The 11,828-nt window shown below is 71.9% G+C and carries 14 protein-coding genes; 6 read left to right on the forward strand and 8 right to left on the reverse strand.

The window, feature by feature from the left end:
- Positions 1 to 398: 398 nt before the first annotated feature.
- The gene (locus tag ACFV7Q_RS27680) at positions 399 to 1,232 is read left to right on the forward strand and encodes a hypothetical protein (RefSeq protein WP_385432312.1); all 834 of its coding nucleotides are present in this window, start codon (positions 399 to 401) and stop codon (positions 1,230 to 1,232) included.
- A gap of 69 nt (positions 1,233 to 1,301) precedes the next feature.
- Here the strand turns inward: ACFV7Q_RS27680 and ACFV7Q_RS27685 are convergent, their stop codons facing one another.
- The 4 genes from ACFV7Q_RS27685 to ACFV7Q_RS27700 form a co-directional block, all read right to left on the reverse strand.
- Positions 1,302 to 1,760: an NUDIX domain-containing protein gene (locus ACFV7Q_RS27685; RefSeq protein ID WP_385432314.1), complete on the reverse strand. Its 459-nt coding sequence runs from the start codon at positions 1,758 to 1,760 to the stop codon at positions 1,302 to 1,304.
- 85 nt (positions 1,761 to 1,845) lie between these two features.
- Positions 1,846 to 2,286: a DUF2267 domain-containing protein gene (locus tag ACFV7Q_RS27690; protein WP_385432315.1), complete on the reverse strand. Its 441-nt coding sequence runs from the start codon at positions 2,284 to 2,286 to the stop codon at positions 1,846 to 1,848.
- A 75-nt stretch (positions 2,287 to 2,361) separates the two neighbouring features.
- Complete coding sequence (locus ACFV7Q_RS27695) at positions 2,362 to 2,757, reverse strand: DUF2267 domain-containing protein (protein WP_385432317.1); 396 nt, start codon at positions 2,755 to 2,757, stop codon at positions 2,362 to 2,364.
- Between the two features lie 217 nt (positions 2,758 to 2,974).
- A complete protein-coding gene (locus ACFV7Q_RS27700; RefSeq protein WP_385432319.1) occupies positions 2,975 to 3,403 on the reverse strand; it encodes an Hsp20/alpha crystallin family protein in 429 nt (142 codons plus the stop codon).
- Positions 3,404 to 3,584: 181 nt separating this feature from the next.
- Between ACFV7Q_RS27700 and ACFV7Q_RS27705 the strand changes: the two genes are divergently transcribed.
- On the forward strand, positions 3,585 to 4,244 hold the full coding sequence (locus tag ACFV7Q_RS27705) for an HSP18 transcriptional regulator (protein ID WP_385432320.1): 660 nt from the start codon (positions 3,585 to 3,587) through the stop codon (positions 4,242 to 4,244).
- Between the two features lie 484 nt (positions 4,245 to 4,728).
- On the opposite strand, the gene ACFV7Q_RS27710 is transcribed toward ACFV7Q_RS27705, so the two are convergent.
- A complete protein-coding gene (locus ACFV7Q_RS27710) occupies positions 4,729 to 5,355 on the reverse strand; it encodes a response regulator transcription factor (RefSeq protein ID WP_385432322.1) in 627 nt (208 codons plus the stop codon).
- Positions 5,352 to 6,518, reverse strand: a complete 1,167-nt coding sequence (locus ACFV7Q_RS27715; RefSeq protein WP_385432324.1) for a sensor histidine kinase — start codon at positions 6,516 to 6,518, stop codon at positions 5,352 to 5,354. The genes ACFV7Q_RS27710 and ACFV7Q_RS27715 overlap by 4 nt, the downstream gene beginning before the upstream one ends.
- Before the next feature lie 207 nt (positions 6,519 to 6,725).
- Between ACFV7Q_RS27715 and ACFV7Q_RS27720 the strand changes: the two genes are divergently transcribed.
- From ACFV7Q_RS27720 to ACFV7Q_RS27730, 3 genes are all read left to right on the forward strand, one after another.
- Positions 6,726 to 7,262 carry an RICIN domain-containing protein gene (locus tag ACFV7Q_RS27720; protein WP_385432326.1) on the forward strand — a complete coding sequence of 179 codons (537 nt, stop codon included), beginning with the start codon at positions 6,726 to 6,728 and terminating at the stop codon, positions 7,260 to 7,262.
- 57 nt (positions 7,263 to 7,319) lie between these two features.
- Positions 7,320 to 7,565: a hypothetical protein gene (locus ACFV7Q_RS27725; protein WP_385432328.1), complete on the forward strand. Its 246-nt coding sequence runs from the start codon at positions 7,320 to 7,322 to the stop codon at positions 7,563 to 7,565.
- Positions 7,566 to 7,871: 306 nt separating this feature from the next.
- A complete protein-coding gene (locus ACFV7Q_RS27730; RefSeq protein WP_385432330.1) occupies positions 7,872 to 8,981 on the forward strand; it encodes a hypothetical protein in 1,110 nt (369 codons plus the stop codon).
- 148 nt (positions 8,982 to 9,129) lie between these two features.
- Here ACFV7Q_RS27730 and ACFV7Q_RS27735 read toward each other — a convergent pair whose 3' ends face one another.
- Entirely contained in the window at positions 9,130 to 10,044 is a 915-nt protein-coding gene (locus ACFV7Q_RS27735; protein WP_385432332.1) for an alpha/beta fold hydrolase, read from the reverse strand.
- A gap of 99 nt (positions 10,045 to 10,143) precedes the next feature.
- Here ACFV7Q_RS27735 and ACFV7Q_RS27740 point away from each other — a divergent pair, with 99 nt between their 5' ends.
- The gene (locus ACFV7Q_RS27740) at positions 10,144 to 10,773 is read left to right on the forward strand and encodes a TetR/AcrR family transcriptional regulator (protein WP_385432333.1); all 630 of its coding nucleotides are present in this window, start codon (positions 10,144 to 10,146) and stop codon (positions 10,771 to 10,773) included.
- A gap of 183 nt (positions 10,774 to 10,956) precedes the next feature.
- Here the strand turns inward: ACFV7Q_RS27740 and ACFV7Q_RS27745 are convergent, their stop codons facing one another.
- Positions 10,957 to 11,529: a hypothetical protein gene (locus ACFV7Q_RS27745; RefSeq protein WP_385432335.1), complete on the reverse strand. Its 573-nt coding sequence runs from the start codon at positions 11,527 to 11,529 to the stop codon at positions 10,957 to 10,959.
- Positions 11,530 to 11,828 lie beyond the last annotated feature (299 nt).

An 11,828-nucleotide genomic window follows, 5' to 3' on the forward strand; every position in this document is an offset into this window, starting at 1 on the left:
GTTTGGGGGCCGCCCCTCTCTTTTGGGGGGGGGGGGGGGGGGGGGGGGGGGGGGGGGGGGGGGGGGGGCGCACGGGGGTTGGTGGGGGGGGGGGTTGGGCGGGGGGGGGGCCGGGGTTTGGGGGGGGGGGTGGCCGGGCGCCCCCCGGCCCCCCCCACGACCACAGCATCTATTGAATTGCAGAGATTTGCAATTCATGGGGTTGTGCGTGCCACGGCGCGCCGATCACGAGTGCGGGCACCTGGCGGGAGGCGCACCCGCGCCGTCGAGGGCATCGTCGACGTCCGCTGCCGGCTCCAGGGCCCCGGAGTCCTGAGCGCCGTGGCCCGGCCGATCGGCCGGGCCCGTGTCCGCAGCGGCGGGTGGTGCCGATCCGCAGCGTCCCGTACGGTCGGGCCGTGGTGATCAAATCGGGTGAGCCGCGCCGGCTCGGTGGCTCGGCCGCCGAGGCACGGCTGCGCTTCGACGCAGAGGGGCGGGAGACCGGAGACGGGCCGGGCCGCAGGTTGCTCGTGGTCGACGGGGAACCGGCCTTCGAACTCAGCCCCTGGTGCGGAACCTGCCCGTTCCTGTTCCGCCGGCTGGAGGCCGCACGGCAGACGTTGTCGTTGGAGAGCGTGCAGGAGCGGCTCACCGGCACGCTGGCAGATCCGGGCGACGGCGGCGTGATCGATGCGTTCGGTGCACTACTGCCGGAGGGCGAGTACCTGCCGCTGCTGCTCCGCGTGGAGCCCCGTCTGATCACTCCCGGTCGGGCAGGCGACTACTTCAGTGGCGAGCAGGTGGCCACGTGGGGGCTCGACCCGTTCTGGGGCCTCCCGGAGTATCCGCACACGCCGTACTACCGGACCTTCGAGACGACGGTCGACGCGTCGGCCCACCTCTACGAGTTCGTCGTGCCCATGGTCCCCCCGACGTGGAACGGGAGGGAGCGGGTCGAGGAGTACGTGGAACTCATGGGCCGCGGAACGGTTCCGACGGCCGTCGCGGTCTCAACCCTGGACGTGTGCGAACCCGCCTTCGGCAGGCCCGCCAACCACTACCGGCACTGGGGCCTGACCCACTTCCTCCTCGACGGACACCACAAACTGGAGGCTGCGGCGACAGCCGGTCGCCCGGTACAACTCCTTTCGCTGCTGGCCCTGAGCGAAAGCCTGGCCGAGTCCGAAGACTGCGCCCGACTGCCCGCCCTGCGCACTCAACCCCGTTCGACCCGGACGCCCGACAGCTGAACCAACGGCGTGGACCGGTGGCGCGCCGTAGAGGCGTCGAGGTTCAGGGGGTGCGGAGCCGGCGGATGGTTACCGCCCGTCACCGGCAACGGTGGTCCATCGCGGGTCGATCCGGCCCAGCCATGCGTCTTGATCGTCGGCCAGTGGTTGCTTCAGAGGAAGTGGGAGGAACCGGCACGCGAAGGTGAGGCCGGCGTCGTCTCCGTCGCCGTGGACGTGGTGCTCCCAGGCGTCGGGGGTGTCTGCGGGTGCCCGGAGGTAGAAGAAGCTGGTTCGTCGGGGCTGCCCCGTGTCGGGGTGGGGCTTGTCCTCCACGGCGATCTGCCGGACCACCGTGGCTGTCAGCAGGCCGGTCTCCTCGGCGACCTCTCGAAGAACCGCGTCTTCCCCTCCTTCACCCGGGTCGACTCCTCCCGCAGGGATTTGGGTACCGGCCTCCGGTACGTCGACGTGATCGAACGTGAGCAGCTCGGGCACGGCACGATGGCGAATCACGTATGCGGCGACACGGACTCTGGGTCGGGTCATCCCGCCATTGTCGGCTGACTGCCCGTTCCGCCTGACCCCTGCGATGACCCTCGGCACCGGAGCCGCTCTTGGAGACCTCGTGTGCTCACGACGCCTTGGCTGCGGTGAGGTCGATCTGCCCGAAGAGCAGGGCGTAACCGCCGGGCAGGCTGCGCAGGATGCGCGCCAGGAGGTCGGGCCCGGCGAGGCGGGCCACGACGGCGAGGACGGCCCCGGTGTCCCAACGGGCGGTGGCCGGGCTGACTCCGGTACGGGCGGCGAGGTCCTTGATGAAGCCCCATCCGGTGAGCCGGTCGAAATCGGGGACCTGGGCGGTGAAGGTCAGGGCGGCCTCGGTGGGGAGGCGGGCGGCCAGATCCACCCGTTCCTGGCCGGTCAGCCGGCGGCCTAGGGCGGCCAGTACTCGGTGGACGGATTCGGCCGTGCGGTCGGTGTCGGGGTAGGCGCCTTCGTATTGCACGGCCTGCAGCATCTGTTCGTAGGTCATGTCCGGGGCCGGCCGGTGGATGACGGGCTGGTCGAACACGGGGGGTGCCTTTCGTTGTCGTTGGGAGTTGGTGAGGGGAGACGGAAGGGGTGGCCCTCGTCGGCGCGGGGTGGGTCAGACGGGGCGGGGACGGCCGAACAGCAGGTCGTAGCCGGGCGGGAGTTGGAGGATGACCCGCTGGAGGAGGTCGTCGTCGAGGGCGTCGGCGACGACGCTGAGCACGGCACTGACGTCCCAGGCGGCGGTCTGCTCCGTCGCGCCCTCGATCCAGGCGGCGGTCGCACGTATGAACCGCTGCGCGTCGAGCGGTTCTGCCGCCGCGAGGGGGTTGAGGAGGATCAGCGCATACGTTTCGGGCAGGCGGGCGGCGGTGCGGGCGCGGTCCTCGCCGACGAGGTGGGCGCCCAGCAGGGCGAGGACGACCCGCGCGGCGCGGTCGGCCTCTTCTCGGGTGGTGTACTCGCCGCGCTCCTGCACGTGATCGAGGAAGGCGTCCTGGCGCAGGGTCATGGCGCATCGCCTTTCGGCACTCTGTCGCCCCGCACGGGCCCGGTGCGGTCCGGGCGGGGACGGCGGAGAGAGCGGAGGAGCGGAAGGAAGAGCGGAAGGAGCGGGGAGGGCGGCAGGCGAGGGGAGGAAGGACGGGAGGCGGGGCAGGGGGAGGACCTCCTCCCGTCCTTCGTCGCGCCGCCAAGGGGCGGAGACCGACTTGCCGGGCCGGTCCGGCTCAGCTGCTGAGCTGCTTGCGGCCGCCGTCACCGATCGCGATCTTCCGCGGCTTGGCCCGCTCGGCGATCGGGATGCGCAGGGTCAGCACGCCTGCCTCGTAGTCGGCGTCGATGTGCTCGGTGTCAAGGGTGTCGGCCAGCACGACCTGCCGGGAGAACACTCCGAGCGGCCGCTCGGAGAGCTCCATCTGGGCCTCGTCCGACTTGGGCGTCGGCCGGCGTTCGGCCTTGACGGTGAGCATGTTCCGTTCGACGTCGATGTCGATGGCGTCCTTGCTGACGCCGGGGACGTCGAAGGCGATCACGTACGCGTCGCCGTCGCGGTAGGCGTCCATCGGCATGGCGGACGGCTTCGACCAGGTACCCGGACCCAGAAGCTGCTGGGTGAGGCGGTCGATCTCACGGAAGGGGTCGGTGCGCATCAGCATGGAAAACACCTCCTGATGTCTCTGCAGTGGATGCCAGTGCGCGTTCAGGTACCTCCGTTGTAACATGTCACCGAGACGATGACAAGCAAGCGATTCACCCAATGGACGACATCAGAAATGTCAGTGTAAGGGTGACGAGCAGCCCCGGGGTCTGTGGCGGCCCCGGTGACGGGAGGAGACCGTGACCGACACTCCGGCATCCAGCCCCGGGCAGCCCGGGGCGCCCGCGTCGTTCCTGGCCGCGGCCACCGCCTTGGAGGCCATCGAGAGTGCACTCGGCAGCGCCCGCGGGCCGTCCACGGACGCCCCCGACGGCCCGCGGGAGGCACTGGCCGCACTCTTGCTGCTCCGCGAGGTCCGCCAGCAGCTGGCCGACTGGGAGCCCGGACTCATCGAGACCGCCCGGGCAGCCGGCGCCAGCTGGGCGGACCTCGCCGGGCCGCTCGGTGTCGCCAGTCGGCAAGCAGCCGAGCGCCGCTACCTGCGGCTGCGCCCCGGCGCCGCCGGCAGCACGGGCGAACAGCGGGTCCGGGCGATACGCGACCGGCGGGCCGCCCAGCGCAGCGTCAACGCCTGGGCCCGTGACAACGCCGGAGTCCTGCGACAACTCGCCGGCCAGGTCACCGCCCTCACCGGCCTGGACGCCCCCGGCCGGGCTTCACTCGGCGACGTGCTCCGGGCGCTCGCCGCCACCGACCCCGCCGACCTGCTCGCCCCGCTGTCGGCCGCGGAGCCCCACGTCCGGCCGGCCGACCCCGCCCTCGCGGACCGCATCCACGCCCTGATCCGGGGCACCGACGTCATCCGCCGCGAAAGCGATCAGCGCCGGCGGGCCACCTGACGAGGACCTTCCGGCTCCCCCCGGTCCCGGGCGCGGCCCCTCGCAGGCGCTGATCGGCGCCCCTGTCCTTGCGGACACCAACTCGTACGCCACTCGGACAAGGCGCCGACCTGGCCGGACAACCGGCGGACGGTCCGGGACGGCCGACATCCGTTGCACCGGCCGATCCGTGCCGGCCAGCTGATGCGGTACTCGCGGGGCCGGTTCCTCGGGGTCGTCATTGCCCGGGGTGCGCCCGGTCCGTGCGTCGAAGCGCGGCTCGCTCTTCACCAGGTGTGGGGTCTTCCCGGGTGGCGCGCGCGGCCCCGCCGGGCCTCCCGGCGGGTCCGCCCCGGTCCGCGCGGCCCCACCCTGGCCGCACCGGTCGGCCGCGGGACGGCGTCGTCCGTGCGGGGCAGCCGGCGCCCGCCCGGTGGTCCGCGCCGCTGGCGGTGAGGCGGATGCGCGGTGCCCCTGGTGTCGGGCGTCTCCCGGCCGGCGTCCGTCAGAAGTACAAGCCGTCCTCGTGGACCCGTTGGGCCAGGTCGGTCTTCGTGTACGCCGCACGGTTCGCCCGGCGGTACTTCTCCTTCACCTGGTCCAGGTAGTACTTCGCGGTGTTGACGCTGATTCCGGCCCGGCGGGCGGTGGCCTTCAAGGTCAGTCCGGAGGCGTAGTCGCGCAGGACCTGAAGTTCCCGGGGCGTCAGGTGCGGCCGGGTGGGGCTGGTGTCGTTGGCCCAGGCGAAGGCGAGTTCCGGGGAATGGGCCGTGCCGCCGGCAGCCACGGTGGTGACGGCCTCGACCAGGGTGTCCAGGGCGTGGTTCTTGGTCACGTAGCCGGCGGCTCCGGCCGCCACCGCCGCCACGACCCTGGCACGGTCGGCCACCGTGCTGATGATCAGGACTTTGCTTCCCGCTGCCCGTACGCGCCGTACGTTCGCCTCCGGCACGGTTCCGTCGCGCAGCACCAGGTCCAGGAGCACGACCTCGGCCCGCCGCGCGGGACCGGCGAGCAGTTCGGCGACCGTGGCTGCGGTCCCGAGGAGGCGCAGACGTTCCTGACGGGACAGCCAGGCGCGCAGTCCGTCCAGGAGCATCCGGTCGTCGTCGACCACCGCGATGTCGATCACGTCGGCCACCGCAGTTCGACCACGGTGCCCTCGCCGGGCTGGCTGTCCACCCTTGCGGAGCCGCCTACGGTGGCTAACCGGCCCTGTATGGAGCGCCGTAATCCGGTACCTGTCTCGCGGTGGTCGGCCCTGGAGGTGTCGAATCCGATGCCCCGGTCGGCTACGGTCACCTCCACCCCGGCCGAGCTGCCGACGATGGTGAGGTAGGCCACGTCCGTTCCCGCGTGCCGGCGCACGTTGTTGAACGCCTCGCTCACTGCGGCGGCCAGGGATTCGGCGACCTCCCCGGGCAGGTCCGGCACGGCGTGGTACTGCGCGAAGACCGTCAGCCCCAGACCTTCCGCGGAGCGGACGGCCTCTTCGAGCGCGGCCCCGGTGTTCGCTGCGCCCTCCCCCAGCGGCCCGCACCGGTGGACCCGGCCGCTGTCGTGGTGCGGGGCGTCTGCGAGCTGGATCAGCCGCCGCAGGTAAGCCGCTTCGCGGGCACAACGATCACGAACGGACGCAGCGTTGGCGTCGACTTGGCCGCCGGCGATCGTGGTGAGGGTGGCGAGCACGGTGTCGTGGAGCGCCGCATGGTGGATCGTCCGCTCCGCCTGCCGCGCCAGAGCAGTCTCGGCGGCAACCGCCCGCTCCTGCGCGGCGTCCAGCATGGATCCCTCGCGCCGCAGGTACCACCAGCCCGCCGCCGCGAAGCCCACGGACACCAGAACGGCACTCATGTGCTCCAGAACTACCGTCCACTCCGACTCCGGCACCGCCTGGTGAACGGCCATGGACGTCATCAGCAGCAGGGCGACCGACACGACCGCCCCTCGCCAGCCGAGGCCCACGACGGCGGCCGTACCGGCCGACAGCGCCTGGACCAGCAGCCAGCCGTGCGGCTCCACAGCTGGCCCTTCGGAGATCACGGCGACCGCGATCCACGGGAGCACGCAGCCGGTCACCAGCACGTCGGCCCAGACCAGGTGGGGAGCGAACCAGCCACGCCTCAGTGCCGACGCGTACAGCACCACGCTGGTGAGGCCCACTGCCACCAGGATGGCAATGGCGCGGATGTCGTAAGGCTCCGTGATGACCACGCTGCCGGCGTAGAAGAGGTGCGCGGCCCGGAAGAGGCCGGTGCCCTTGACACCCCATCTGCGCGCACGCTGAACCCCCATGTCCCCCCCGGGATGCAGTGCCTCGCCGCAACCCGCCCAAATGGGCGGGTGCCGAGCCCTCAGTGGATCCCAGTACTTTTCTCGGCGTCAAGGCTGTCCTCGGACATGACGACGACCGTGCGGGGCCCGGCGACGACGTCGGTCTTCGCGTGGCAGGTCGTCTGCCGTTCTCGTGGCCGCCGAAGTGATGATGAGGTTGGAGTTCCCGTGGTTCGAACGTCCCTGTTACGTCTGCGCTCGGCCGCCTTGGCCCTTGCTGCCGCTTCGGCCTGCCTTGCCGGGGGCGTCACCTCCGCCCAAGCCGCCCAGCCCATGGCCGTTCCCGGCGGTGCACACCAGTACCTCAACACCGTCACCGGAAAATGTCTGGATGTCCGCGGCGAATCGCAGTACACGAACGCGGTCATCCAGCAGTTCGACTGCAAGCGGGCGCTGAACCAGCAGTTCGTCTCGCAGTTCGTCGGTACCGACACCACCACCCGACTGCAGCCCCGCCACTCCGGCAAGTGTGCCAGCGCCAACGGCAACTGGCCCGGCTCTCTGGTCACGCAGCAGTTCTGCGGCGGCGGCACCCTCGAACGCTGGGAACTGGTCGATGTCGGCGGCGGCGCGGTGGTCGTCAAGAACGCCTCGACGGGCCTGTGCCTGGACGACGCCGGGTCCGGCGGCGGCAGCCGCCGAGAGGTGCGGCAGCACGTCTGCACCTACGGCGGCACACAGGCATGGTTCCGCCTGCCCGTCTGAGCTTGCTGCGAAGCCTACGTTGGCGTCGGCGACGCGACCATCAACCAGGGAGGACATGTGCGTACAAACGCTTGGGCTGTCGGTGCCGTGCTGGCACTCGCACTTGTCGGGGGCGTGGACGCCGCCTCCGCCGCCGCCCCGATCGGGCCGGCGAAGGAGGAGGCCGTCACAGCGGCGGCGCCCGTACTCGTCGGCTACTACGCAACCAGCGACGAGTGCTACGAAGCGGGCTCCATGATCGTCGGGGAGCACGGCTGCGTCTACAAGGGCGCCAGGGGATGGGCGCTGTACGTCTTCGTATAGCCCCGGCCGCACCTCCGGCCGCTGGGATCGGGCGTGAGTGACACCGGGGCTCGGTGTCTGCGATCCGATCCTCGGTGCCCCGCGGTCGACCATCCGCGGTGCGGGGTGGCCGACGAGCGGTCCGGAGTCCTTCAGGAACGCCACTCCGTGCCTCCGCCGGGGAAGGCACGGTCGCCGATCGGTTCCCGCCGCCCAGGGGAGCAACACGGGCGAGCGGGGGCGTTCGGATCCGTGGCGCGGACCGGACCGGCTGTGGCCGGTCTGAATCCGGCGCCGTACCAGTCCGAGAAGACAGGGGAGGTCTTCTTGATACCCGTGGTCCTTTCCGCGATGTTGTCCGTGGTGGTGGCACCGTCCGCGTCCTCCGACGCCGGCGTCTCGATGTACGAACTGCCGCTCCTGCCGGGCCACACGAACAGTTCGGCCCAGGCGATGAACGGCGCCGGGGACGTCGTAGGGCTTTCGCTGGACGACGACGCGAACGGCCATCTCGTGCGGTGGGGTGCCGACGGCTCCGTCACCCGCCTGCAGGCCGTCGACGGAGGGGTGGGCGGCCACGCCGTCGAGGTCGTCGAGGACGGCACCGTCGCCGGCTTCACCACCACGCCCGACGGTGTACGGCATGCCGCCCGGTGGGACGCATCAGGTGTCCTCACCCGGCTCGAGGAGCCACCGGGCTACGTCGACGGCGAGGTCCGGGACATCAACAACTCCCGCATAGCCGTCGGCCACTCCTCGACGGACGGCCATACGCGCCCCGTGCGCTGGGACGCCTACGGCCGGGCGACCGTATTGGCCTTGCCCCCACGGGCCGACGGGGGCAGGGCCACGGGGATCAACGAGTGGGGAGAGATCGCCGGCTACGTGTACGTGCCCGGAGAGAAGACCCGAGCCGTACGCTGGGACACCGCGGGCCGTGTCCACGACCTCGGCTCGCTGGGGGGCTCGTACAGCGAGCCGACCGCGATCAACGACCTCGGTACGGTCATCGGCCGGGCTACCGACGCGGCCGGCGCGTGGAAGGCCGTCCGCGCACCGCTCGGCAAGAAGGTCAAGGCCCTGCCGTCGCAGGGCGCGGGTGCGCGCGCAGTGAGCATCAACAACGCCGACGTCGTGGTCGCGACCGTCAAGGACCACGCCGTGCGGTGGGACGGGAACGACACCACTGAACTCCAAGTGCTGCGCGGCACGGCCAGAGCCTTCGTCAAGGGCGTCAACGACGCGGGAACGAGCGGCGGAACCTCCGACGAGCGCGCCGTGACGTGGGACGCGCAGGGGCGGGTCACCGCGCTCCCCCTTCCGGCCGGCGTCGACAGCAGCCAGCCGATCGCGATCAACGTGGCCGGGAGCGTTGCGGGCAACGTGGGCAGTTCGAAGAACTGGCCGGTTCGCTGGCGCGCCGTCATCTGGCGGTGACCGCCGCCGCCCCCCTGTCTCCTCTCTTGCCGACCCGCCTGCCGGGCCCGCCCTCGTGCGCGGTCGGGCAGGCGGGCGACCGCGGCGGCGCAGTTCGCAGGCCCGCCGCAGACCGACGGCGGGCGGGCCGACGGCGGGCGGGCCGACCCTATGCGAGCGGCTGCCCGGTGTGGGCGAGGATCTCCGCCGCCAGACGCTCGTCCAGAGCCGCGGGCAGGGTGTGGCCCATCCCTTCGAGCATGGTCAGGCGCGCGCCCGGGATGGCGGCGGCCGTGGCCTCGGCGTGCGGCGGGGGGAACATCGGGTCGCGCGTGCCGTGGAGGACCAGGGTGGGCGCGGTGACCGATGCGAGGTCCGCCGTGGTGAAGGACTCCCCCGCAGCCCCGGCGAGGGTGTGGTTCAGCGCGGCGGCGATGTCGTCGGCCCGCCGATGGACCAGCTCCTCCATCACGCGGTACTCCTCCTCGTCGAAGGGGAGGTCCGGGCCGTGCAGCACCCGCCACAGCGGCATCCGCGCGGTGAGGTACCCGTCCAGGCCCGTCCCCGGCTCGGGGAACGACGTGGCGAGGGCCACCAGCAGGTCGGCCGCCGGGGGCGGGAGCTGGTCGGGCAGGGGGGCGAGGCCCGCCATGGCCCGTTGGACCGCTCCGACCATGTCCGTGCCGAGCGGCTGGGAGGAGAGGCTGGTCAGGGTCAGTACACGGTGGGGGTCGGTCAGGGCGAGCCGCTGGGCGATGACCCCGCCGAGGGAGGCCCCGACCAGGTGGGCCCGCTCCACCCCGAAGCCGTCCAGGACGGCCAGGGCGTCGGAGGCCATGTCGGCCACGGTGTACGGGTGCGCGGCGAAGTCCACCCGGGAGGAGCGGCCGGTGTCGCGGTGGTCGTAGCGGATGACTCGGCGGCCGCCCTTGACCAGACGGCGTACGAGGCCGTCGTTCCACTGGACGCCCTGGGCCTGCGCACCCATCAACAGCAGCACCGTCGGATCCTCGGGCACTCCGAAGTCCTCCGCCCAGAGCTGCACTTCGCCGGCGTCGATCATCTTCTCGTTATTTTCCTGCATGGTCGTGCAGGTTAATGGCTGGTGCTGTGCCGCGCCAGCCGGTTTCCCGCGCCGGGGTCGGTTGGACGTCGACGATCGTCCCCGGGCACTCTGATCCGTATGGCAGGAGTAAAGGGACAGGTGCAGAAGCGGGGCGTGGAACGCCGGCGCGCGATGGTCGACGCCGCGATCGAGCTGTTCGCCCGGCAAGGAGTGCGCGGCACGGGTGTGGCCGCGGTCGCAGCGCAGGCCGGTGTCACCCCGTCGGCCCTGATCCACCACTTCGGCAGCAAGGACGGGCTCGTACGGGCCGTGCTGCAGGAGGCCGACCGGCGTGCCCTCGAACGGCTGTCGATCACTGCGGACGCCGAGCCCACGCTGCGGCAGGCGATCGACTGGTTCGTACGCGACGCCGAGCACACCGCCGCCACCGAACGCGCACTGGCCGCGCTCCACACGGCCCTGACCGCCGAGAACCTGGACCCCGGCTCGCCCCTGCACACCTGGTTCCGTGACCGCGGCCGTGCGCTGCGCAGCCGCCTGGCGTCACTCTTCACGCGCGCCGCGGCCGACGGCACGGCATACCCCGGGATCGACGCGGAGGCGCTGGCCGCCGAAGTGGCCGCCTTCCTGGAGGGCGCCCACCTGCTGTGGCTGCTCGACCCCGAGCGGATCGACCTGGTCGCCCTCCACCGCGGCTACTTCGACGGCCTGACCGCTCGGCTACGGCCCGCGCCGGAAATCACCTGAAGGCCCTCCGCCGGAACGGCGATGCGGGCTGGGACCGTCCGCGGCTGAACGGGGCGGGCGGCATCCCCGCCCCGCGGGCGAGGGAGAAACCCGTGCGACAGCGGCGCTCCCGGCCACCGCAGCCACACCACCCCCTGCTGCAGCACGGGGCCGACGGTCCGACGTGCCCCGGGCCGGCAGCGATCAGCTGACCTCGGCGAGGACCGGCACCAGTGGTCGCCCGTCTGCGAGCAGCCCGTTGATCGCGTGCGCGGTAGCCCCGTCGAGGAAGTACAAGCCCATGGTCTGGCCGCTGCCCCGCGTCCAGAAGCGGTGTCCGCCCTGCTCCAGGTCGCCCATCAGGTAGCTGACCACCAGCGTGTCCGCCCAGTCGTCGTGCACCTCGGCGGTCCAGCGCTGCCGCCGGCCGTCAACGGTGCACTCGATCCACGCCTCTCCGGAATCGAGGTCCACGTGGTCCTGCACGTCGGTGAAGGCGTCCGGACGGCCGGCGATCCGGCACAGCTCGCGGGCGATCGCGACGTACGCGCCGGGACCGTGGACGCACTCGGTGTCGAAGCTCCACGCCCGGTCGCAGAACCACCGCCCCCACGGTTCCCGTTCCACCTCGACGCCCATCATGGACAGCAGGAGTTCGTACGGCCTGCGCTCGAACAGGTCCCTGGGCAGCGAATACAGCAGGTCGTCGACGGTCCTGTCGGCCGCGAGCGGCAGGCCGAGCTCTGCCAGGCGGGAGATCTGTACTTCGAGTTCCATGGCGGCCGATCCTAGTGGTCGCCGACGACGGCGAGGCCCTGCGCCCGTACGTCCCGAGCCCCACGCCCCGTCCGACGGCTCGGGCGCCGGGCGGCCCTGATCCCCGGGTGCCCCCTCACCACCGCTCCCCTTCCCGTCCTGTCCCGGCGGACACGCATACGCGAAGGACGCTCGGCCGGGAGGTCCCGGCCGAGCGTCCTTCTTCGCGTGTGCGTGCTGCCCACTGGCGGCTTAGTACCAGTGGTTGGCCTGCCAGAACTTCCAGGCGGCGACGGGGCTGCCGTAGCGCTCGTTCATGT

Origin of the sequence: Streptomyces sp. NPDC059851 (assembly GCF_042732005.1) — a bacterium.
Taxonomy (GTDB): Bacteria; Actinomycetota; Actinomycetes; order Streptomycetales; family Streptomycetaceae; genus Streptomyces.

Coding starts and splice junctions, on each gene's coding strand:
- ACFV7Q_RS27735 (WP_385432332.1), bottom strand. CDS start 10,044: ATGCAGGAAAATAACGAGAAGATGATCGACGCCGGCGAAGTGCAGCTC.
- ACFV7Q_RS27700 (WP_385432319.1), bottom strand. CDS start 3,403: ATGCTGATGCGCACCGACCCCTTCCGTGAGATCGACCGCCTCACCCAG.
- ACFV7Q_RS27695 (WP_385432317.1), bottom strand. CDS start 2,757: ATGACCCTGCGCCAGGACGCCTTCCTCGATCACGTGCAGGAGCGCGGC.
- ACFV7Q_RS27685 (WP_385432314.1), bottom strand. CDS start 1,760: ATGACCCGACCCAGAGTCCGTGTCGCCGCATACGTGATTCGCCATCGT.
- ACFV7Q_RS27745 (WP_385432335.1), bottom strand. CDS start 11,529: ATGGAACTCGAAGTACAGATCTCCCGCCTGGCAGAGCTCGGCCTGCCG.
- ACFV7Q_RS27715 (WP_385432324.1), bottom strand. CDS start 6,518: ATGGGGGTTCAGCGTGCGCGCAGATGGGGTGTCAAGGGCACCGGCCTC.
- ACFV7Q_RS27740 (WP_385432333.1), top strand. CDS start 10,144: ATGGCAGGAGTAAAGGGACAGGTGCAGAAGCGGGGCGTGGAACGCCGG.